The sequence below is a fragment of the Luteibacter sp. NPDC104163 genome (genome assembly GCF_055584245.1).
This window is the reverse complement of sequence record NZ_JBVJMK010000012.1, coordinates 1-21398: the sequence shown is the minus strand read 5'-3', so window position 1 is coordinate 21398 and position 21398 is coordinate 1. Positions and strand designations below refer to the sequence as shown.

The window sequence follows — 21398 nt, the reverse complement described above, 5'->3', positions numbered from 1 at the left end:
GCTTGCGCGCGATCGCGCGCAAGCGCGCTCCCACAGGGTCCCGAGGGGTTCCCCCGAGGGCCCAGGTCAGTCCGCCCCGGTGATCCGGGTAACATGAAACTGCTGCACGCGGCGGTCGTCGGCTTCCGTGACGCGGAACTGGAAACCGCCGATGGTGATTTCCTCGCCCACGCTGGGGAGGTGGCCGAACTCGGAGGTGACCATGCCGCCGATCGTGTCGAACTCCTCATCGGAGTAGTGCGCGCCGGTCTCCTCGTTGAAGTCCGCGATGGGCGTCAGCGCGCTGACCGTGAGCGCGCCGTTGTCCAGCGACTGCACCAGGATCGGGTCTTCCTCGTCATCGTGCTCGTCGTCGATCTCGCCGACGATCTGTTCCAGCACGTCTTCGATGGTGATGAGGCCGGCGACGCCGCCGTATTCATCGACCACCAGCGCCATGTGGTTGCGCGTGAGGCGGAACTCCGCCAGCAGCACGTTCAGGCGCATCGATTCAGGGATGAGCACGGCCGGGCGCAGCAGGCCACGGATATCGTTGCACTCGGCCTTGCCGAAGTACTTCAGCAGGTCCTTCGCGAGCAGGATGCCCAGCACCTCATCCTTGTCTTCGCCGTGGACGGGGAAGCGCGAGTGGCCGGATTCGACAACGGCCGCCAGGATATCGGGGAGGGGGGCTTCGACCGGGAGGCTGACGATCTGGGCCCGCGGCACCATGACATCGTCGACGCTGAGTTCGGTCACCTTGATCGCACCCTCGACCATGGTCAGGGTGTCGTTGGAGAGGAGGCCATTGACCTGTGCGGTGCGCAGCTCCTCGATCAGTTCACCGCGGTTGCGCGGCTCGCTGGAAAACAGATGGCCCAGTCGGTCCCACCACGATCGGTGAGCCGGGCCGTTGGTACTACCAGGGTCCTCGTTCATTACTCTTTGATGTTCGGCCCAAACCGGGCGGAAGAGGCAGTCTACTGGAATTTCCGTGACGGTTCAGGGGATGCCCGCCGCCGCCCCCTGTAGGCGTGCGCTGTGGAAGCATGCTGTGGGAGCGCGCTTGCGCGCGATGGGTGCTCGCGCCATCCCCATCGCGCGCAAGCGCGCTCCCACAAGGGCGGCGAAGGGCCCAGGAGGGTTTAAGGGCTCAGGTAAGGGTCGGCGATGCCCAGCCCCTTGAGGATCCGGGTCTCCAGGGCTTCCATCTCCTCCGCCTCGCCATCCTCGATGTGGTCGTAGCCCAGCAGGTGCAGGGTGCCGTGGATGGTGAGGTGGGCCCAGTGGTCGTTGGGCTTCTTGCCCTGTTCGGCGGCCTCGCGGGCCACCACGGGCGCGCAGATCACCAGGTCGCCGATGAGCGGCAGGTTCACCCCGGGCGGAAGATCCGCCTCGAAGGAAAGCACGTTCGTGGCGTAGTCGCGGCCGCGGTACTGCCGGTTCAGGGCCTGGCCTTCCTCGGCATCCACGATGCGGATCGAGACCTCGGTCGCCTTGCGGCGGCGCGCGCCCTTCAGCGCCACTTCCACCCAGTGGCGGAAGCTGGCGGCGGCGGGGATGCCCTTGCGCGAGGCGGTGGCGTAGCCCACGGCGACGTCGAGCTGGCTCACTGTTCGTTATCCTGCTTCTGCTCGAACGCCTCGTAGGCGCGCACGATCTTGGCTACGAGCGGGTGGCGGACCACGTCGCGCGAGGTGAAGAACGTGAAGCTGATGCCGTCGACGCCGCGCAGCACCTCGATGGCGTGGCGCAGGCCGGAGCGGATGTGCCGGGGCAGGTCGACCTGCGAGACGTCGCCGGTGATGACCGCGACCGAGCCGAAGCCGATGCGGGTCAGGAACATCTTCATCTGCTCGACCGTGGTGTTCTGCGCTTCATCGAGGATGACGTACGAATCGTTGAGCGTGCGGCCGCGCATGTAGGCCAGCGGCGCGATCTCGATCACGTTGCGCTCGATCAGCTTGGCTACCTTCTCGAAGCCGATCATCTCGTACAGCGCGTCATACAGCGGGCGCAGGTACGGGTCGATCTTCTGGCTGAGGTCGCCGGGCAGGAAGCCGAGCTTCTCGCCCGCCTCGACCGCGGGGCGGACCAGCAGCACGCGCTGCACGCGGTTGGCTTCGAGCGCTTCCACGGCGCTGGCGACGGCGAGATAGGTCTTGCCGGTACCGGCCGGGCCTACGCCGAAGTTGATGTCGTGCGTGGTGATGGCATGCAGGTAGCGGGCCTGGTTGGGGCCGCGGCCCTTGATCACGCCGCGCTTCACCTTGATGACGACGTCCTGCGCGGATTCCGCGGCTTCGGCGTTCAGCGCGTCGATGCCGGATTCCGCCAGGCGCACGTTGATCACCTGGCCGTTGAGCGTCTCGCTGGCGGTCGCTTCGTAGAGCGAGCGCAGCACCTGCTCACCGGCCTGCGCCGACGCATCATCGCCGATCACGCGGAAGATGTTGCCGCGGTGGTCGATCTCGATGCCGAGGCGCAGCTCGATCTGGCGGATGTGCTCATCGAGCGGGCCGCAAAGGTTGGCGAGACGGGCGTTGTCCTCGGGATCGAGGGCGAAATCACGCTGGGAAAGACCTGAGTTCATAGAGCCCTGGAATCGAATGGGTGCGGTGCTCGTCGTGGGAGCGCGCTTGCGCGCGATCGCGCGCAAGCGCGCTCCCACGAGGTGCAGGTATCAGGACGCGAGCGCGACCTCATCATCGAGGCGCACGCGGCCACGCAGCGAGTTGCTCATGGCATCGGTGATCACCACGTCGACGAACTGGCCGATCATCCGCGGGTGGCCGGGGAAGTTCACGTAACGCATGTTCTCGGTGCGGCCGGTCATCTCGGCGGCGTTCTTGCGGCTGACCTTCTCGACCAGCACGCGCTGGACGGTACCGACCATCGCCTCGTTGATCTTGCGCGCGTTCTCGTTGATCGCGGCCTGCAGGCGGGTAAGCCGCGCATGCTTCTCGTCGGCCGGCGTATCGTCGGCCAGGTTGGCCGCCGGCGTGCCCGGGCGCGAGGAGAAGATGAAGGAGAAGCTCTGGTCGAAACCGATGTCGTCGATCAGCTTCATGGTCTTCTGGAAGTCATCTTCCGTCTCGCCGGGGAAGCCCACGATGAAGTCGGAGGAGATGCAGATGTCCGGGCGCACGGCGCGCAGCTTGCGGATCTTCTGCTTGAACTCCAGCGCAGTGTAGCCGCGCTTCATGGCCGAGAGGATGCGATCGGAGCCGGCCTGGACGGGCAGGTGCAGGTAATTGCACAGCTGCGGCACGTTGGCGTACGCCTCGATCAGCGAATCCGAGAACTCCAGCGGATGCGACGTGGTGAAGCGGATCCGGCCGATGCCGTCGATCTGCGCGATCGCGTGGATGAGCACGGCGAGGTCGGCGACGCCGCCATCGTGCATGGGGCCGCGGTAGGCGTTGACGTTCTGGCCAAGCAGGTTGACCTCGCGCACGCCCTGTTCGGCGAGCTGGGCCACCTCGACGATCACGTCGTCGAACGGGCGGCTGATCTCTTCGCCGCGCGTGTACGGCACCACGCAGTACGAGCAGTACTTCGAGCAGCCTTCCATGATCGAGACGAAGGCGGTGGGGCCTTCGGCGCGCGGCTCCGGCAAGCGGTCGAACTTCTCGATTTCCGGGAAGCTGATGTCGACCTGCGCCTTGCCGCTGTTGCGCTGGGCTTCGATCATTTCCGGCAGGCGATGCAGGGTCTGCGGGCCGAACACCAGATCGACGTAGGGCGCGCGCTTGAGGATGGCATCGCCTTCCTGCGATGCGACGCAGCCGCCCACGCCGATGAGCACGGGCTTGCCGTTCTTCTTGTGTTCCTTCCACTTGCCGAGCTGGCTGAAGACCTTTTCCTGGGCCTTCTCGCGGATGGAGCAGGTGTTGACCAGGATGACATCGGCTTCCGATTCGTCCTGGGTCAGTTCCAGCCCATGGGATGCGCGGAGCACGTCGGCCATCTTGGTCGAGTCGTACTCGTTCATCTGGCAGCCGTGGGTCTTGATGAAAAGCTTGCCGCTCATGGGGCTTGGGTACCGTGTTGCATGGCCTATTACCGAACCGCGCAGTTTACGCCGGGGCCGACCCCGGCGCCAGATGCCCGCCGTGGATCAATGACTTGCGTGAAGAAGGTCACGTTGTTCGCCCTTGCTGGCGGGGCGGTGGTGGCGGACAATCGCGCCCATGGTTGACGACGCGACGCCAGGGGAAAGCGCCGGCCATCACGCCCGCCGTTTCCTTGCCTGCCGGCCGGTCCTGAAAAGGGCCGCGGCACTCTGCGTCCTGCTCCTTGGGCTGGCCACCGGGCCCGCGGTGGCGGGCTCGTTGTATCGCTGCACCGGTAGCACCGGCGAAACCGTCTTCTCCGGCAGCACGGCCGGGTACAAGGACTGCAAGCGGATCGGCAGCACGCCCTCGGCCAGGCCAGCCCGGCCGGCGCTGGGGAAGGGTGCTGATCTGCCGCTGGCGGCGACGCCGCGCCCCGCCGCGGCACCGCTCCCCGGGCCGGACCCGGCCGCGGCGCCTGGACCGGTCGCGACCGCGGTGTCGTTCAAGGGCGTGTCGGGCGGCGTGGTCGGGCCAGACGAACCCGTGACCTCGCTAGCCGGCGTGACTGGCGGCGTCGTGACGGAGGCCGAGGCGAAGATGGAGGCGGCCAAGGCCGCGCTTCCGCCGGTGACCGCCCCGAAGGGCAGCTGGGACTACAAGGAATCCGCTTCGGCCGACCTCGCAGCGGCGCCAGCGCCGGAGGCCCCCAAGGGCTCGCGTGTGCTTCGCGGCGCCGTCTACCGGATCACCCGGCCCGATGGCGGCGTGGAGTACACCAATATCCCGCAGGCGGGTGCCGGGAAGGGCGGGAGCGTCAAGATGCTCTTCACCTACATCGCCACCTGCGTCGCCTGCGATGTGCACTCGAAGATCAACTTCAACGCCGTCGCGCTGAATTTCACCTCGTTCGGCGATGTGATCCGCACCGCCAGCCTCGACTACCACGTGGACGAGGCGCTGCTGCGCGCGGTGATCCACGCGGAGAGCGCATTCAATCCGAGGGCCCTTTCCATCGCCGGCGCGCAGGGCCTCATGCAGCTCATCCCCGGGACGGCGCGCGACATGGGCGTGCAGGATGTGTTCGACCCGCAGCAGAACATCCGTGGCGGCGCGCGTTACCTGGCGCTGCTGTTGCAGACCTTCAACGGCGATGAGCGCCTGGCTGCCGCGGCGTACAACGCCGGGCCCGGGGCCGTGCAGCGCTACAACGGCGTGCCGCCGTACGATGAAACGCGGGTTTACGTGGAACGCGTCGGCCTGCTGCGCAAACGCTATGCGGAAGGTTTGAAGCGGCCGGCTACCGGGGTGCCGCTGGCGGATCGCGGGGGCTGACGGGGGCATCGCGCGCAAGCGCGCTCCCACAAGAGCTGGCACGAGCGGAGGTTGTGGGAGCGCGCTTGCGCGCGATTGCGCTCAGGGAACCGAAGGCTGCTGGGTCTGCACCGGCGAGGTCGGCGGCCGCTGGCTCGGTACGACCGATAGCGAGAACGGCTGCCCACTGCGCAGCCCCGATACGTTCACCGCCACCCCGGGCTTCAGCGAGGCCTCCAGCTTGCGCAGGTCAGAGGCATCCAGGATGTCCTCGTCGCCGACCTTGAGCAGCACATCGCGCTGCTGGAGGCCGGCCAGCGCGGCGGGGCCGCCGGGCGAGACCTCGTTCACCACCACGCCACGCGCGGCAGAGGGCAGGCCGCTTTCGGCGGACACGGGGACGGGGCCGTAGTCGGCGCCGATCCAGCCACGTACCACGTGGCCGGTCTTGATGATCTGTTCCAGCACATCGCGCGCGCTCTGCACCGGGATGGCGAAGCCGATGCCCTCGGCGCCCACGGCTTGGCCGATCAGTGACGTGTTGATCCCTACCAGCTCGCCGTGCGCATTGACCAGCGCGCCACCCGAGTTGCCGAAGTTGATGGCCGCGTCGGTCTGGATCAGGCTCTCCAGGCTCGACAGGTTGAGCTGGCGGCCGATGGCGCTGACGATGCCCATGGTCACGGTCTGGCCAATGCCGAAGGGGTTGCCGATGGCGAGGACCACATCGCCCACGCGCGGCCGGCTCTCGGCATCGGTCATCTTGATCGCCGGCAGGTTGTCGGCATCGACCTTCAGCACGGCCAGGTCGGTCTCGTCATCCGACCCCACGACCCTGGCGCTGGCGACTCGGCCGTCATACAGCAGGAGCTGGATGTCGTCCGCGTTGGCGATCACATGGTTGTTGGTCAAAACGTAACCATCGTCACTGACGATGACGCCCGAGCCCAGGTTCTGCTGGCGCCGCGTGCGCACCGGGCCGGTCGGCACGCTGAAGATGCGCTGCAACACGGGATCGGAGTACAGCTGCCGGGGCTGCTCGGTGACCAGCTTGTTCGCGTAGATATTCACGACGGAAGGCGCCGCCTGGGCCACCGCGTCCGCATACGAAACCGGGGCTCCCGCGGCCACCTGGGTCGCCGATTCCGCGTGTCCGACGATGCGCTGCCGCAAGAGCGCACCGCTGCCCGGCCAGAACAGGCCGATGACGAACGCGATGGCAAGGCCAAGCACGACGAAGCGGGCGACGAAGGCGAACGTGCGGGCAGCTTGGTTCATGGGTGGCCGAATTTTCCGCGTCCTGGCGGGGAGTTAGCTGCCATGTCTTTACATCTGGCAAGGGTTTGTTCACTTTATTGTACGTGGCTAGTGCTGACGTTACACTGACGTAATTTTGCGGAAGCCGATTTCCAGATAGCGGCGACGGGGCCCGCAAACCTCAATGGCATAAGTTCCGGAGAGCCTGATGGCGAACGAAGAAGTCGTCGATCACGGGCGCCGTCGCTTCCTTACCACGACGACGGCCGTTGTCGGTGGCGTGGGGGTGGTTGCGGCGATCGTGCCCTTCATCAAGTCGTGGGAACCATCGGCGAGAGCCAAGGCGGCGGGGGCGCCCGTCACGGTTGACATCAGTGCGATCGACCTCGGGCAGAAAGTCACTTTCGCCTGGCGTAGCCTTCCCGTTTTCGTCGTCAACCGCACACCCGAGCAACTTGCCCAGCTGAAAGGGCTGGAGCCGCGCCTGCTCGATCCCTCGTCGTCCGATGCCGGCCAACAGCCGAAATACGCGACGAACGAGACCCGGTCCATCAAGCCCGAGTGGCTCGTCGTCATCGGCCTGTGCACCCACCTGGGCTGCGTGCCGGACTTCGTGCCGGATATCAAGCCCGAGCCGTTCGACGCGAACTGGAAGGGCGGCTTCTACTGCCCCTGCCACAAATCCCGCTACGACCTGTCCGGCCGCGTGTTCAGTGGCGTACCGGCACCGAAGAACCTCCCGGTGCCGCCGTACCACTTCATTGACGACACGCACATCCAGATCGGCGTGGATCCGGAGGGGAAGAGCTGATGGCCAGCACAATGTCGCGCCTTGGAAACTGGTTCAACGAACGTGCCCCGGGCTTCATGCCGATGTACCGGAAGCACATGACCGAGTACTACGCGCCGAAGAACTTCAACCTCTGGTACTACTTCGGTTCGCTCGCCCTGCTGGTGCTGGTCAACCAGATCGTCACCGGCATCTTCCTCACCATGAACTACAAGACGAGTGCGGCGGAAGCCTTCAACTCGGTCGAGTACATCATGCGTGACGTGGAGTGGGGCTGGCTCATCCGCTACATGCACTCCACGGGTGCCTCGCTGTTCTTCGTGGTCGTGTTCCTGCACATGTTCCGCGGCATCATGTACGGCTCGTTCAAGAAGCCACGCGAGCTCGTGTGGATCCTGGGCATGCTGATCTTCCTCGTGCTGATGGCCGAGGCCTTCATGGGCTACGTGCTGCCCTGGGGCAACATGTCGTTCTGGGGCGCGAAGGTCATCATCTCGCTGTTCGGCACCATCCCCTTCATCGGCGACACGCTGGTGCAATGGATCATGGGCGATTACCTCCCGGCCGATTCCACGCTCAACCGCTTCTTCGCGCTGCACGTGATCGCGCTGCCGCTGGTGCTCCTGCTGCTGGTGGTGCTCCACCTGGCGGCACTGCACGAGGTGGGCTCGAACAACCCCGATGGCGTGGATGTGAAGCACGGCCCGAAGGGCAACCGCTGGTCGGCGGACAAGCCGACGGATGCGATCCCGTTCCACCCGTACTACACGGTGAAGGACTCGTTCGGCGTCGGCTTCTTCCTGATCATCGCCGCCTTCATCATCTTCTTCGCGCCAACCTTCGGCGGCTGGTTCCTCGAGCACGATAACTTCACCCCGGCCAACAACCTGGTGACGCCGAGCCACATCAAGCCGTCGTGGTACTTCACCCCGTTCTACGCGATCCTGCGCATGATCCCGTCGTTCTTCGGCACGGCCATCTGGGGCGTGATCGGCATGTTCGGCTCGATCCTGCTGCTCGGGTTGCTGCCCTGGATCGACAAGGGTGCGGTGCGTTCGGTGCGCTACCGCGGCGTCGGCTTCCGTATCGCGCTGGCCGTGCTGGTCATCTCCTTCCTTGCCCTGGGCATGGTGGGTGCCGGTGTCACCGCCGAGCTCATCCCCGTGTGGTTCCCGGGCGCGGATGTCACCACGGTCGAGAACGCCTTCGGGCGCCTGATGGTGCTCGGCTACTTCGGCTTCTTCGTGTTTGTCTGGGTTTACACGCACTTTGGGTTCGAGAAGACCAAGCCGGTTCCGGAACGGGTGACGATGCATGATTAAGCGCTATCTCTCCTCCCTCGCCCTTGCGCTGGGCCTTGCCGTTGTCGCCATACCCGCTCTTGCCGCCGAAGGTGAAGACCTTCCGCCGTCGGGTGCCAACGTCTACGACCAGGCCTCCCTTCAGCGCGGCGCCAAGCTGTTCTTCAACTACTGCGTGGGCTGCCACTCGCTGAAGTACGTGCGCTATTCGCGCCTGGCCAGCGACCTTGGCCTGAGTGAAGACGAGGTGATGAACAACCTCAACTTCACCGGGGCCAAGTTCGGCGAGACCGTTGTCTCGCACATGCCAGCCGACGAGGCCAAGGCCTGGTTCGGCAAGGAGCCGCCGGATCTTTCGCTGGAGGCGCGCGCCAAGGGTTCGGACTTCATCTACAACTACCTGAACTCGTTCTACCTGGACCCGAGCCGGCCCGTGGGCTGGAACAACACGGTGTTCCCGAACGCCTCCATGCCCAACCCGCTGTGGGAACTGCAGGGCCTGCAGGTGGCGGTGCATGCCGAGGGCAAGACGGGTGCGGATGCCCCGGTGGAGAAGCTCGAGCTTCACAGCAAGGGCACGATGACTCCGGAAGAATTCCAGGCGGCCACTCGCGACCTGACGGCATTCCTGGAATACACCGCGGAGCCCGCGGCACTGCAGCGGCAGTCCGTCGGTATCTGGGTATTGCTGTTCTTGGCCGGCCTGACCTTCCTGCTGTACCTTCTGAAGCATGAATACTGGAAGGACGTTCACGAAAGTCACTGAGTGATGTCCCCCGGGGCGGCCACAGGGTCGCCCCGTTCCGTTTCGGCGCAGCAGGGAGGGAGATCGAAAGCATGGTCCAGAATGCACGTTCGCGCACGGCACTCACGCTCTACACGAGCGCCGACGATATCCAGAGCCACCGTACCCGCCTGGTGCTGGCGGCGAAGGGCGTAGCCTACGACCGGGTGATCCTGCGACCGGAAGAGCCCACGCCCGACCTGCTCGAACTGAACCCGTATGGGACGCTGCCCACGCTGGTCGATCGCGACCTGACCGTCTACGACACGCTGATCGTCGTCGAATTCCTCGACGAACGTTACCCGCACCCCCCGCTGATGCCGATCGATCCGCTCTCGCGGGCGCGCCTGCGCCTGGCGACCTGGCGGATCGAGAATGACTGGCTGCCTGAGATCGAACTCATCCAGGAGGGCGGTAGGGAGGCTCCGGCGGCTCGCAAGCGGCTACGCGAGCACCTGCTGGTCGCGGCGGAGCTGTTCAAGGCATCCCGGTTCTTCCTGAACCCCGAGATGAGCCTGATCGATTGCCTCGTGGCCCCCGTGGTCTGGCGCCTGCCCTGGCTGGGCGTGGACCTGGGGCCTGCCGGCAAGCCGATCGTGGATTATGGCGAGCGGCTGTTCCACAGCCAGGGCTTCGCGCGCAGCCTGACCCAGGAAGAGCGCAACATGCGGCCCGATTTCGACTTCAGCCCGGTCGGTTAGCCCTCCGCGCCCGTATCCCGTAAACTCATGTCTGGCCTTGCCCTGCCGGGGCTTTGGTGATCCCCGACCAACCGGCGGGTACGACGAGGACGAGTGATGGATACGAACGAAACCCAGGGCATGACCTCCAATCGGCCCTACCTGCTACGCGCCATCTACGACTGGATCAGCGATAACGGGCTGACCCCGTACGTGCTGGTGGACGCCGCCCAGCCGGGTGTGAAGGTCCCCGCGCACGTGGTGAAAAACGGCCAGGTCGTGCTCAACCTGGCCATGCGCGCCGTGGCCAACCTGGACCTTGGCAACGACAAAATCGCCTTCCAGGCACGCTTCTCCGGCGTAAGCCAGAACATCGTGATCCCGGTAGCCGCCGTGCTGGCGCTTTATGCGCAGGAAAACGGCCAGGGCATGATGTTCCCGGCCGACGAGAACGAGGGCGCGGCCAACCCGGTCGAGGCCGTCGACGACGCGTCCGATACCCCTCCCACCGGCGGCGACGACGACCGACCCAAGCGCGGCGCCCCGCACCTGCGGGTGGTGAAGTAAAAAAAAACCCGCCAATCGGCGGGTTTTTTCTGCGCTGTTGTGGGAGCGCGCTCGCGCGCGATGGGGTGCTAGCCGTAACGCCATCGCGCGCAAGCGCGCTCCCACAACGCCTTGCGGTATCAATGCACTCGGCGGCGGTCGGCCAGCGAAATCACGTTGGTCGGCAGCCCGGTCTCGGTAGCAACCACGGTCTCCAGCTCAGGGTTCCCAGAGTGGGGTAGTGCATAACTCGCTACCTCGTCCCCGGCCATCCAGATCTTCGCCGGCTGGCGCGACTGGCCGTCGTCGCTCACTTCGAACGCGTAGCAGCGTTCAAGGCGGCGGACACCATCGACGCCCTGCAGGCGGATGGCGCGGAGCCCGACGGACTGGTCCAGCAGCTGCAACCCATGGCGGCGGCAAAGCGCGGTCGCGGCGCGTACCGCCACTTCCCGGGCCCGGGTCAGCCGATACCAGCTCGCGATCAGCGCGGCGAGGCCAAGCAGCCAGAAGAGATCGGAAACTGAGTTCATGGGGCCAGTGTGTGGCCGACGGCCGCCATCCACAAGTGGCGCAAGTGACCTGTGGGAGCGCGCTTGCGCGCGATGGGGCTACGGCAACGTCTGTCGCGCGCAAGCGCGCTCCCACGAACAACCGGGCAGGCGGTTCAGAGATCCAGGCGTAGCGAGAGATCGATGGCGCGGACGTGCTTGGTCAGTGCGCCGCTGGAGATGAAATCCACGCCGGTCTCGGCGATAGCGCGGATCGTATCGATCTCCACGTTGCCGGACACCTCGAGCGGGATGCGGCCGGCGGTGAGCGCCACGGCCTCTTTCAGCATCTGCGGCGTGAAGTTGTCGAGCAGCGCGCGGTCGCCACCGGCCTCGATCACCTGGGCCAGTTCGTCCAGCGTCTCCACTTCCACGATCAGCGGAAGGGAAGGGTGGGTGGCACGGGCAGCCCGCACGGCGGCCGGGATGCCACCCGCCGCGATGATGTGGTTTTCCTTCAGCATCATCGCGTCGAACAGGCCGATGCGGTGGTTTGTGCCGCCACCGCAGAGGACGGCGTATTTTTGCGCACGGCGCAGGCCGGGGATGGTCTTGCGCGTATCGAGCACGCGGGCCTTCGTGCCGGCGATGGCATCGGCGTAGTGCGAGGTCACCGTCGCCGTCGCCGACAGCAGCTGGAGGAAATTAAGGGCCGTGCGTTCCGCGGTCACCAGGGCGCGTGCCTTGCCGGCGAGCCGGCAGATGGCCGCGCCGGCGGCGATACGGTCGCCGTCCTTCGCCAGCCATTCGATCTGCACGGCGGGATCGAGCTTGCGGAAGGCTGCGTCGAACCACGCCGTGCCGCTGAGCACCGCATCCTCCCGGCAGGTCAGGACCGCCGTGGCACGGGCCTCGGGGTCGAGCAGGTCGGCGGTGGCATCGCCCGGGCCGATATCTTCGCCAAAGGCGCGTTCGATGTCGGCAAGGATCTCACTGGCCGGCGGCAGTGCGCCGGCGAGGGGGGCGTTGGTCATCAGCTCAGGCGTTTTCGGGCGTGCGCAGGCGCTCGACGATCGCATCCATGGCGCGATCGAACAGCAGCGTGGAATCCAGGACGCGCGCGGTGTTCTGGGCGAACGCCTGGGCGAGGCCGGCGAGGCTGTGGTCGGCGACCTTGAGGCCACGGCGGTTCACGAACAGGAAGCGGCCGCTGATCGGGCTGACCCACGACAGCTTGGCACGATCGGTCGTGCCATCTTCCGAAGTGAACTCCAGCCACTGGCCGACCTTCAACTCGCGCGCCTGCGAAAGGTAGCGCTCGTCGAAGGCCTCGTCGGCGAGGATCTCGGCGTCGTCATCCGGCTCGGGCTCGACCACCGGTTCTTCGATGGCCTGGATGGCTTCCGGCAGCGGCATGACGCTGGCGACCAGAGTGCCGCTCTCGACATCCGGCGCCACCTCGCCCAGCTGCTGGCGATAGAACGCGTGCAACTGGCCGAGCAGCTGCTCGGTGTCGGCCTCCTGGAAAGCGACCGAGGCAAGGCCGCGGCGCAGCGAGCGTTCGATGCCCGGCAGCAGCGCGCGGAGATCGCGGCGGCTGTTGGCATCGCTGGCGGGCCGGGCGCTGGCGACGAAGTGATCGATGAAACGCAGTGAGTCGGCGAACTCCGCGGACTCCTCGCCCTGGCGGAGCAGGGTGAGCACCACGTAGTTGGCCCACGCGCGGGTGAGCACGCCATAGATCAGCGGGGGCAGGTTCGCGCCGGCGGTGCGGCTGACGATCTCTTGCGCGGCGCGGCGACGCGCCTGTTCCAGCTTCTCGCGGCCGCGGGTGGATTCCGCCACGCGCTGCTCCGCGAGCTCGGCGCGCTTGCGGGCCACGTCGAGGAAATCCTGCAACTCGGCGGCAAGCTTGTCGAAGATGGCGATGTCGTCATCGAAATCGTGCAGCAGACGCTCGACGATGGATTTCACCTTGTCGAACAGGCGGCCATCGCGGTCACCCTCGGGCGACCAGCCCTTGGCCGCATCGGCCAGCGCATCGAGCAGCTGGCGCGCCGGGTGCGACTTGTGCGCGAACATCCGGCGGTCGAGCAGCGCGACCTTGAGGTAAGGGATCTGCAGGCGCGCAAGCATCACCTGCATCTCGGCCGGCAGGTTGCGGTCCTCGAGGATGAACTCGAAGAGCATGCCCACCAGGTCGATCGTGTCTTCATCCACGCCGGAAACGTGCGCGGTCTGCTGGCCGCGGAGCTGGCCGATCTGCACCAGCAGCTGTTCCTTCAGCTGGGCCACGTCGCGCGCGATCTCGCCCTGGGTGGCGAGCTGCGCCGCGCTGGCCGGCAGCACGGTCATCTGGCTCTGCAGCAGGGTAAGCGCGCCAAGCAGCTCAGCCGGGCTCGGCAACGGGCCGGTCGGCAGCGGTACGCCGGTGCCATGCATGCCGGCAACAGCGCCGTCGACGGCGACGCCACGGCGCGCGGTAAACAGGGCATGCAACGACTGCATGAACTCGGCAGCGGCCGCATCGGTGACCGGCGCTGCGGGACCGTGGGCAACAGGCGTGGCCGTGGAGTCCGGGCCGGTTGGTGCCGGTGCATCGCTACGCCGGGTGGAAATCTCGTGGCGCAGCTGCGGCAGGACGCCGGCTGCGGCCAGTTCGTTATTGATGTCGTCGTAGAGCTCGTCGATGCCGGCGAGCACGTAGCGATCGAACAGCTTGTAGATGATCAGCTTGACGCGCACTTCGACAAGCAGCTCGCGCAGCGCCTGGCGGAAGGCATTGGCGAGCGACGCCGGACCCACCGGGTTGCTGGCGTCATCCATCTTGTTGCCGCCGCAGATCACCGACAGCCGCTGGTTCACGGCGAACAGGGCGCGCGCCAGGCGCTGCTCGTTCTTGCCCACCATGGAGGTAACGGCGAGGGATTCTTCCAGCTCGTTCTCGCCGACGAGGCTGAGCTCGATATTGGCGAGCGGGCGCGTGTGCGCATCGGCTTCCGGCGCGCGCATGCGGCCTGCTGAAAAATCGGCCAGGTCACGGGCGACCTGGCCGAGGAAGGTACGCTCGACGATCGCGCGCTTCTTGCGGACCTCGCGCATGCCGTCGAAGAACTGGGTCTGCGCCGCGTTGTTCTCGGCCTTTTCGGCCAGGTCGAACAGGGCGTCGTCGATGTTCTCGAACATGTTGCTGGCCAGCGCGTGCAGGCGCTTGGTCGCCAGGCCGCGAACCGTCGCCAGCAGCGCGCCCACGCGATCACTGCGCGGATCCAGGCGCTGGCTCAGATCGACCACGTTAGACGGTTCGCTCGCGTTACTCATCGCGCATCCTGGAAAAACTAAGGCCCCCGCCTGAGGGGGTCATTGTGCGGGAACCCGGGTCTCAAAGTGTGACTTGCGTCACGGATTGTGCGCGCGACCCGCTTCAGCCGCAAACCCTGCCAGCTGCGTGGTGCCGATGCCGGATTCGGGCAGCATGACGGGGATGCCATCGTCGACCCGGTAGACCACCTGGCCGTCGGTCGTGATCAGCCCTTCGGAGAGGGGCTCGGTCACCTTTTCACCGGCCACGGTATCGACCGTTCCCGCCTTCACGGCGGTATTGAGCTGGTCGCGTTCGGCGGCGGTGAGCGGGCGCAGCGGGCGCTTGCTGACAGGGCAGCAGAGGATATCGATGAGGCGCTTGTCCATGGATGCGGCCCTGGAGGGCCAACCTTATTAAACCGAATGTCCGTACAATAACGACTTTTGGGTGCTCCGGCCATGACTTCCACCAAGGGTAGCGAAGCCTCCGCACCGCGCGTCGGCGTGGTAATGGGTTCGCGTTCGGACTGGGAAACGATGGAGCACGCCTCCTCGATGCTGACCCGCATGGGCATCGTCCACGAGGTGCGCGTCGTCTCCGCCCACCGTACCCCCGACCTGCTGTTCGACTACGCCGATGGCGCCCGTGGCCGTGGCATCCAGGTGATCATCGCCGGTGCCGGCGGCGCCGCCCACCTGCCGGGCATGCTGGCGGCGAAGACCGCGCTGCCCGTCTTTGGCGTGCCGGTGCAGTCCAAGGCCCTGAACGGCATGGATTCCCTGCTGTCGATCGCGCAGATGCCGGCCGGCATCCCGGTGGGCACCTTGGCGATCGGCCGTGCCGGCGCCACCAACGCAGCCCTGCTGGCCGCGTCGGTCCTCGCCCTGCACGACCCGGCGGTAGCGCAGGCGCTCGATGCGTTCCGCGCCGAGCAGACCCAGACCGTCCTCGATAACCCGGATCCGCGCACGTGACCCGCAAGCTCCCCACCGTCGGCATCCTCGGTGGCGGGCAGCTGGCCCGCATGCTTTCGCTGGCGGCCGCGCCGCTGGGTATCCGCACGCTCGTGGTCGATGGCAGCGCCGACGCCTGCGCCGGCCAGGTCACCGACCTGGTGGTGGCGGACTGGTTCGATGATGCGGCCATCGATGATTTCGCGTCCCGCGTGGACGTGGTGACCTTCGATTTCGAGAACGTCCCCGCCGCTGTCGCCGAACGCCTGGCCGCCAAAGTCGCCGTGTTCCCGAACCCGCGCGCGCTGGCCGTGGCCCAGGATCGCCTGAGCGAAAAGACCCTGTTCCGCGAAAGCGGGCTCGATACACCGGATTTCGAACCGGTCGATACCCGTGAGGACCTGGTCCGCGCGGTCGAGCGCATCGGTGCGCCGGCCGTGCTGAAGACCCGCCGCCTCGGCTACGACGGCAAGGGCCAGTTTCGTCTTAAGACCGCTGCTGACATCGACGCCGCCTGGGCCGCGCTCGGCGAGGCCGCCGGGAAAGTCGGCCTTATCCTCGAGGCCTTCGTGTCGTTCGAGCGCGAAGTGTCGGTCGTGGCCGTGCGCGGCCGCGATGGCGCGTTCCGTAGCTGGCCGCTCACCCGCAACTGGCATGTCGATGGCGTGCTCTCGCTCAGCCTGGCCCCGTCGCCGGGCTGCACGGATGAGCTGGAGCGGGCCGCGAACGCCCATGCGCGCAAGGTGGCGGAAGCCCTGGACTACGTGGGCGTGTTCGCCCTCGAGCTGTTCGTGTGCAACGGCCGCCTGCTCGGTAACGAGATGGCGCCGCGCGTCCACAATTCCGGGCACTGGACCATCGAAGGCGCGCATACCAGCCAGTTCGAGAACCACGTACGCGCCGTGCTCGGCCTGCCGCTCGGCGACACCGGCGTGCGCGGCCCCAGCGCCATGCTCAACTGGATCGGTGAGATGCCGGATCCGTCGCCGGTGCTGAACGTGGCCGATGGCCATTGGCACGATTACGGTAAGGAAGCCCGGCCGGGGCGCAAGGTGGGCCATGCCACCGTGTGTGCGCCGGATGCCGGAAGCCTGCGCGAGAAGCTGGCGGCGGTGGGGAAGGGGTTGGGTCGGGAAGACCAGGTGGCCCCTGCCATCGAGGCTTTGAAGTAAAGAGAAGGCCGGTCTGCGAAGACCGGCCTTTTCGTTTGCTGGTTATCGCGTGCAAGCACGCTCCCACAAAGAGCCAGATGCGTTTGTGGGAGCGCGCTTGCGCGCGATGGCTTCGCCTCACGCCAGGTTCTTGGCCGCAAAGTCCCAGTTCACCAGCGCCCAGAAGTTCTCAAGATACTTCGGGCGGGCATTGCGGTAATCGATGTAGTAGGCGTGTTCCCACACGTCCGCCGTGAACAGCGGCTTGTCGCTGCCGGTGATCGGGGTGGCGGCGTTGGAGGTGTTCACGATTGCCAGCGAGCCATCCGGGCGCTGCACCAGCCAGGTCCAGCCCGAACCGAAGTTGCCGGTGGCCTGCTTGGTGAACTCTTCCTTGAACTTGTCGACCGAGCCGAAAGCCTTGGTCAGCGCGTCGGCGAGCTTCGCCGGCGGCTCGGCCTGCTGCGAGGCAGGGCGCATCGAGTGCCAGTAGAACGTGTGGTTCCAGATCTGCGCGGCATTGTTGAAGATGCCGCCCGAGGAGCTCTTGACGATCTCTTCGAGGCTCTTGTTCTCGTCCGGGGTGCCCTTCACCAGGTTGTTGAGGTTGGTGACATAGGCCTGGTGGTGCTTGCCGTAATGGAACTCGAGCGTCTCGGCCGAGATGTGCGGCTCCAGGGCATTCTTCTCATAGGGAAGCGGGGGAAGTTCGAACGCCATTGTCTGGGCTCCTTAGCGGTGGCTGGGGGAAATGGATGAAGCAGGGCGCGGCCCGCGCGGCTGCTACACTATGAAACATTCAGCATTCTAATGATGAAACCCGACCTATGGACGTCGTAGACGAGATCAAGGCCATCGTGGCGGCACATCCCATCGTGCTTTTCATGAAGGGCACGCCCGAATACCCGACCTGCGGCTTCTCCGATCGAGCGGCGAAGGCGCTGGAAGCGGCGGGCGCGACGTTCTTTGCGGTGAACGTGCTGGCCGATGCGCGGATCCGGGCCGGCCTGCCGCATTACTCGAACTGGCCGACCTTCCCGCAGTTGTTCCTCCTAGGGGAATTCATCGGCGGTTGCGACATCGTCGAGGACCTGCATGCGGCGGGTGAACTCAAGCGCATGGCGGCCGACGTGGCCGGGGCCGAGTCGTGAGCGCGTTACCCTCGGCGCGGCTGCCTGGTGGCTGGTCGCCGCCGCCCGGCGCCCTGGCCGGCCGAGTGTTCGTCGTGACCGGCGCCACGGGTGGCCTCGGTGGCGAGACCGCGCGGGCGATCATCCGGGCCGGCGGCACGGTGGTCATCACGGGCCGCAAGGTGCGCCCGCTCGAAAAGCTTTACGACGAGCTCGTGGCCCTGGGCGGCTCCGAGCCGGTCATCCACCCGCTGGACCTGGAAAGCGCGACGCCCAACGATTACGCCGCTCTGGCCGACGGCCTCGAGAAGGAATTCGGCCGGCTCGATGGCGTGGTGCATGCGGCGGCGCATTTCAACGAACTGACCCCCATGGCCATGCACAAGCCGGATGACTGGCTGCGGGCCATGCAGGTCAACGTCTCGGCGCCGTTCGCGCTCACCCAGGCCTGCATGCCCCTGCTCACCGGCGGGGAGGACAGCGCCGTGGTGTTCGTGCTCGACGATCCGGAGCTGGTGTCACGCGCCCACTGGGGTGGCTATGGCGTCTCCAAGGCCGCCGTGGAGCGCATGGCCGCCGTGCTGCATGCCGAGAACCACGGTGGCGCCATGCGCGTGCATGCGCTGCTCCCCGCGCCGATGCGCACGGCCCTGCGTCGCGCTGCTTACTACGGCGAAAACACGCTCGATCGCCCCCTCCCGACCGCATCGGCCGAGGCCATCGTCTACCTGCTCTCCGGCGCTGGCGCCGAGGCACGGGGCACGGTCCTGGATATCCGCCACACCCACTGATCCACCGAAATTTAGGAGTACCTCCCCATGGAAACGCAGATGACGACGTTATCCGCGGGCATCCTGCTGTTCCTGATCATGGATCCGCTGGGCAACATTCCGCTCTTCCTTGCCCTGCTCAAGGACGTGCCACCGCAGCGCCGCCGCAAGGTGATGATCCGCGAACTGCTGATCGCGCTGGCGGTGCTCGTCGCGTTCCTGCTGGGTGGGCAGTTCATCCTGAAGCTGCTGCAGCTGCGCCAGGAGTCCGTCAGCATCGGCGGCGGCATCGTCCTGTTCCTGATCGGCATCCGCATGGTGTTCCCGCCGGTGGAAGGCGGGGTGTTCGGCAAGCCCGGCGAAGGCGAACCCTTCATCGTGCCCATGGCCATCCCCGGCGTGGCCGGCCCCTCGGCCATGGCCGCCCTGCTGCTGCTCACCAACTCCCAGCCCGGCCGCACGGCGGAGTGGGGCATCGCCCTGTTCCTGGCCTGGCTCACCACCTCGGCGATCCTGCTCAGCTCCACCTTCCTGTTCAAGTGGTTGGGCGAAAGCGTGCTGACCGCGCTGGAGCGCCTGATGGGCATGCTGCTGATCGCGCTTTCGGTGCAGATGTTCCTGGGAGGTCTATCCTCCTATCTGCACATTGCCGTATGAACATACGTAGCGGTAGGGTAACTGTCATAATTGCCCGCGAGCATGGGCGGGGCCGGGACTGACCCGGCGTCGGGCATCGCTCACGGGGTCCCGGCAGGGGCCAAACCAGGTGTTCAAAGGCGCTATGACAAACCACGACTCCGCACCACGCCCGGCCGGTACCGTCCGTCTGACGTCTAAGGGAGCCACATCATGCTGAGCATCGATCGCACCCTCTCCGAACGCATGCCATGGCTGGCGCAGCACCCCAAGGTCCGCAAGCCGCTCGCCGGCCTGCTGGGCACGCTGGCCCATGAGCAGCGCTTCAATGACACCCTCGATGCCCTCCGCGATACGCAGGGCATCGAATTCGCCGAACGCGTCCTCGAATACCTCGGGGTGAGCTGCAGCGTCACCGAGCGCGAGCGCGAGAACATCCCGGTCGAAGGCCCGCTGGTCGTGGTGGCTAACCACCCGCTCGGCATGGTCGACGCCATGGCGCTGGTCCAGCTGATCGCTTCGGTCCGCCGCGATATCCGCATCCTTGGCAACGAGGTGCTCGCCGCCGTCCCGCAGATGGAGCCGATCCTCCTGCGCGTGGATGTGTTCGGCAAGGGCGCCTCGTCGCGCATGCGTGCGATCTTCCGCAGCATCGAAGCCGGCGAAGTCCTCATCATCTTCCCGGCCGGTGAAGTTTCCCGCCTCGGCGCCGGTGGCGTGCGCGATGGCAAGTGGTCCGATGGCTTTGCCCGCATCGCGGCGAAGGCCGGCATCCCGGTGCTTCCGGTGCACATCAACGCCCGCAACTCGGTCGCGTTCTACGGCCTGTCCATGCTGGCCAAGCCGCTGAGCACCGCGATGCTTCCGCGCGAAGCGACCTCGGGCAAGCAGCGCCTGGGCATCCGCATCGGCAAGCTCGTCGATGCCGAAGAATTGAAGCAGGTGAGCGGCGGTTCGTCCGAGCGCGCCGCCAAGCTGATGCGCCGCCACGTTTACCGTGTCGGCCAGCAGCGCGGCCTGGTGTTCGGTGGGCAGACCCCGCTGGCGCATCCCGAGCCGATCGAGCGTGTCGTCGCGGAACTGGCGAAGGCGGAAGTGCTCGCGGAACTGGGCGGCGGCAAGAAGGCGTTGCTGGTGCAGGGTTCGAGCGACAGCGCCGTGCTGCGCGAGATCGGCCGCCTGCGTGAGCTGACCTTCCGTCGCGTGGGCGAGGGCACCGGCAAGCGCCGCGACCTCGACGCGTACGATCCGTATTACGAGCACCTCGTGCTGTGGGACGAGAAGGCGCTGCGCATCGTCGGTGCGTATCGCTTCGGCCATGGCGGCAAGCTGATCAACGAGCGCGGCATGAGTGCGCTCTATACCTCTAGCTTGTTCGATTATTCGCCGGCGCTGGAGTCGCGCCTGGCACAGGGCCTGGAACTCGGCCGCAGCTTCATCGCGCCGGCGTACTGGCGCTGGTCGCGTGCACTGGACCAGCTGTGGCAGGGCATTGGCCTGTACCTGCAGCGGCATCCGGATATCCGTTACCTGTTCGGTCCGGTGAGCATGTCGGCGGCGATCCCGCGCGAGGGCCGCGAATGGATCGCGGCGGCGCACCAGCATTTCTTCGGCGTACAGGGCCTGGCCGCGGCGCGGCAGCCGTTCGTGATTCCGCAGGAGACGCTGGAGCAGGTACGCGCGGAGCTCGAAGGCCTCGACGCAGCGGGTGGCCTCGGCAAGCTCAAGAACCGCCTGGATGCGCTGGGCGTGACGTTGCCGGTGCTCTACCGCCAGTACGTGGACCTGGTGGATCCGGAAGGCGTGCAGTTCCTGGCGTTCGGCGAGGATCCGGATTTCGCAGGCTGCGTCGATGGCCTGGTGATGCTGGACCTGATGAGCCTGAAGCCCGCAAAGCGCGCCCGCTACCTCGGCGGCTGACCGCGCCCATGTGGGAGCGCGCTTGCGCGCGATTGCTCTACCCAAGAAACCCGGCCACGCAGCCGGGTTTCTTTTGCCCGCTCGAGAAGGCTCGCCTTCGGCTTCGCGCTATCGGATCGGTTCATTCGCTGGCGCGAATGCATGTGACCAGCGGCTGACGCCGCCTCGCGCTCGGGCGTCTCCGGAAAGAGGCCTTGGGGCCCACCCTCGCTGCTCAGACAGGTCCTGTGGGAGCGCGCTTGCGCGCGATTCGGGAGTTCGGCCAGCCCCATTCGCGCAAGCGCGCTCCCACAGCACTCATGTGGGGAACAAGCCACGATGGTGGGGCCCCAGAACA

General features: G+C 66.5%; 22 protein-coding genes. 12 read left to right on the top strand and 10 right to left on the bottom strand.

What is annotated here, in order from left to right; genetic code table 11:
* Positions 1-66 precede the first annotated feature (66 nt).
* From ACZ6YI_RS14920 to miaB, 4 genes are all read right to left on the bottom strand, one after another.
* Entirely contained in the window at positions 67-918 is an 852-nt protein-coding gene (locus tag ACZ6YI_RS14920) for an HlyC/CorC family transporter (RefSeq protein WP_465779344.1), read from the bottom strand.
* 206 nt (positions 919-1124) lie between these two features.
* Positions 1125-1592 carry an rRNA maturation RNase YbeY gene (ybeY, locus tag ACZ6YI_RS14915; RefSeq protein WP_465779343.1) on the bottom strand — a complete coding sequence of 156 codons (468 nt, stop codon included), beginning with the start codon at positions 1590-1592 and terminating at the stop codon, positions 1125-1127.
* Positions 1589-2572, bottom strand: a complete 984-nt coding sequence (locus ACZ6YI_RS14910) for a PhoH family protein (RefSeq protein ID WP_440324796.1) — start codon at positions 2570-2572, stop codon at positions 1589-1591. Before ACZ6YI_RS14910 ends, ybeY begins: the two co-directional genes overlap by 4 nt.
* 90 nt (positions 2573-2662) lie before the next feature.
* Positions 2663-4012 (bottom strand): tRNA (N6-isopentenyl adenosine(37)-C2)-methylthiotransferase MiaB, encoded by a 1350-nt coding sequence (gene miaB / locus ACZ6YI_RS14905; RefSeq protein WP_465779342.1) that lies wholly within the window; start codon positions 4010-4012, stop codon positions 2663-2665.
* 160 nt (positions 4013-4172) lie between these two features.
* Here miaB and ACZ6YI_RS14900 point away from each other — a divergent pair, with 160 nt between their 5' ends.
* Complete coding sequence (locus ACZ6YI_RS14900) at positions 4173-5369, top strand: lytic transglycosylase domain-containing protein (RefSeq protein WP_465779341.1); 1197 nt, start codon at positions 4173-4175, stop codon at positions 5367-5369.
* A gap of 81 nt (positions 5370-5450) precedes the next feature.
* Here ACZ6YI_RS14900 and ACZ6YI_RS14895 read toward each other — a convergent pair whose 3' ends face one another.
* Entirely contained in the window at positions 5451-6626 is a 1176-nt protein-coding gene (locus ACZ6YI_RS14895) for a S1C family serine protease (RefSeq protein ID WP_465779340.1), read from the bottom strand.
* A 187-nt stretch (positions 6627-6813) separates the two neighbouring features.
* On the opposite strand from ACZ6YI_RS14895, the gene petA reads away from it, so the two are divergent.
* The 5 genes from petA to ACZ6YI_RS14870 all read left to right on the top strand — a co-directional run bounded on the left by petA (position 6814) and on the right by ACZ6YI_RS14870 (position 10727).
* Positions 6814-7416 (top strand): ubiquinol-cytochrome c reductase iron-sulfur subunit, encoded by a 603-nt coding sequence (gene petA / locus ACZ6YI_RS14890; protein WP_440328864.1) that lies wholly within the window; start codon positions 6814-6816, stop codon positions 7414-7416.
* Positions 7416-8717, top strand: coding sequence for a cytochrome b (locus ACZ6YI_RS14885; protein ID WP_440328866.1), 1302 nt, complete (start codon positions 7416-7418; stop codon positions 8715-8717). Before petA ends, ACZ6YI_RS14885 begins: the two co-directional genes overlap by 1 nt.
* On the top strand, positions 8710-9462 hold the full coding sequence (locus tag ACZ6YI_RS14880) for a cytochrome c1 (RefSeq protein WP_465779339.1): 753 nt from the start codon (positions 8710-8712) through the stop codon (positions 9460-9462). Before ACZ6YI_RS14885 ends, ACZ6YI_RS14880 begins: the two co-directional genes overlap by 8 nt.
* Before the next feature lie 71 nt (positions 9463-9533).
* Entirely contained in the window at positions 9534-10181 is a 648-nt protein-coding gene (locus ACZ6YI_RS14875) for a glutathione S-transferase N-terminal domain-containing protein (protein WP_465779338.1), read from the top strand.
* 120 nt (positions 10182-10301) lie between these two features.
* On the top strand, positions 10302-10727 hold the full coding sequence (locus tag ACZ6YI_RS14870) for a ClpXP protease specificity-enhancing factor (protein WP_440328876.1): 426 nt from the start codon (positions 10302-10304) through the stop codon (positions 10725-10727).
* 119 nt (positions 10728-10846) lie between these two features.
* On the opposite strand, the gene ACZ6YI_RS14865 is transcribed toward ACZ6YI_RS14870, so the two are convergent.
* From ACZ6YI_RS14865 to ACZ6YI_RS14850, 4 genes are all read right to left on the bottom strand, one after another.
* The gene (locus ACZ6YI_RS14865) at positions 10847-11239 is read right to left on the bottom strand and encodes a DUF3301 domain-containing protein (RefSeq protein ID WP_440328871.1); all 393 of its coding nucleotides are present in this window, start codon (positions 11237-11239) and stop codon (positions 10847-10849) included.
* A gap of 134 nt (positions 11240-11373) precedes the next feature.
* Positions 11374-12231 (bottom strand): carboxylating nicotinate-nucleotide diphosphorylase, encoded by an 858-nt coding sequence (nadC, locus tag ACZ6YI_RS14860; RefSeq protein WP_465779337.1) that lies wholly within the window; start codon positions 12229-12231, stop codon positions 11374-11376.
* Between the two features lie 4 nt (positions 12232-12235).
* On the bottom strand, positions 12236-14518 hold the full coding sequence (locus tag ACZ6YI_RS14855; RefSeq protein WP_465779336.1) for a DUF1631 domain-containing protein: 2283 nt from the start codon (positions 14516-14518) through the stop codon (positions 12236-12238).
* A 78-nt stretch (positions 14519-14596) separates the two neighbouring features.
* Positions 14597-14887 (bottom strand): Trm112 family protein, encoded by a 291-nt coding sequence (locus ACZ6YI_RS14850; RefSeq protein WP_440327511.1) that lies wholly within the window; start codon positions 14885-14887, stop codon positions 14597-14599.
* A gap of 72 nt (positions 14888-14959) precedes the next feature.
* Between ACZ6YI_RS14850 and purE the strand changes: the two genes are divergently transcribed.
* Complete coding sequence (gene purE / locus ACZ6YI_RS14845; RefSeq protein ID WP_465779335.1) at positions 14960-15475, top strand: 5-(carboxyamino)imidazole ribonucleotide mutase; 516 nt, start codon at positions 14960-14962, stop codon at positions 15473-15475.
* A 50-nt stretch (positions 15476-15525) separates the two neighbouring features.
* The gene (locus tag ACZ6YI_RS14840) at positions 15526-16626 is read left to right on the top strand and encodes a 5-(carboxyamino)imidazole ribonucleotide synthase (protein ID WP_465779430.1); all 1101 of its coding nucleotides are present in this window, start codon (positions 15526-15528) and stop codon (positions 16624-16626) included.
* 117 nt (positions 16627-16743) lie between these two features.
* On the opposite strand, the gene ACZ6YI_RS14835 is transcribed toward ACZ6YI_RS14840, so the two are convergent.
* Positions 16744-17325, bottom strand: coding sequence for a Fe-Mn family superoxide dismutase (locus tag ACZ6YI_RS14835; RefSeq protein WP_465779334.1), 582 nt, complete (start codon positions 17323-17325; stop codon positions 16744-16746).
* A gap of 107 nt (positions 17326-17432) precedes the next feature.
* Here ACZ6YI_RS14835 and grxD point away from each other — a divergent pair, with 107 nt between their 5' ends.
* The 4 genes from grxD (at position 17433) to olsF (ending at position 21061) form a co-directional block, all read left to right on the top strand.
* Entirely contained in the window at positions 17433-17756 is a 324-nt protein-coding gene (gene grxD, locus ACZ6YI_RS14830; protein WP_465779333.1) for a Grx4 family monothiol glutaredoxin, read from the top strand.
* Positions 17753-18526, top strand: coding sequence for an SDR family NAD(P)-dependent oxidoreductase (locus ACZ6YI_RS14825; RefSeq protein WP_465779332.1), 774 nt, complete (start codon positions 17753-17755; stop codon positions 18524-18526). Before grxD ends, ACZ6YI_RS14825 begins: the two co-directional genes overlap by 4 nt.
* A gap of 39 nt (positions 18527-18565) precedes the next feature.
* Positions 18566-19162 carry a YhgN family NAAT transporter gene (locus ACZ6YI_RS14820; protein WP_465779331.1) on the top strand — a complete coding sequence of 199 codons (597 nt, stop codon included), beginning with the start codon at positions 18566-18568 and terminating at the stop codon, positions 19160-19162.
* Between the two features lie 192 nt (positions 19163-19354).
* Positions 19355-21061: a bifunctional ornithine lipid synthase OlsF gene (gene olsF / locus ACZ6YI_RS14815; protein ID WP_465779330.1), complete on the top strand. Its 1707-nt coding sequence runs from the start codon at positions 19355-19357 to the stop codon at positions 21059-21061.
* The last annotated feature ends 337 nt before the right edge of the window (positions 21062-21398 follow it).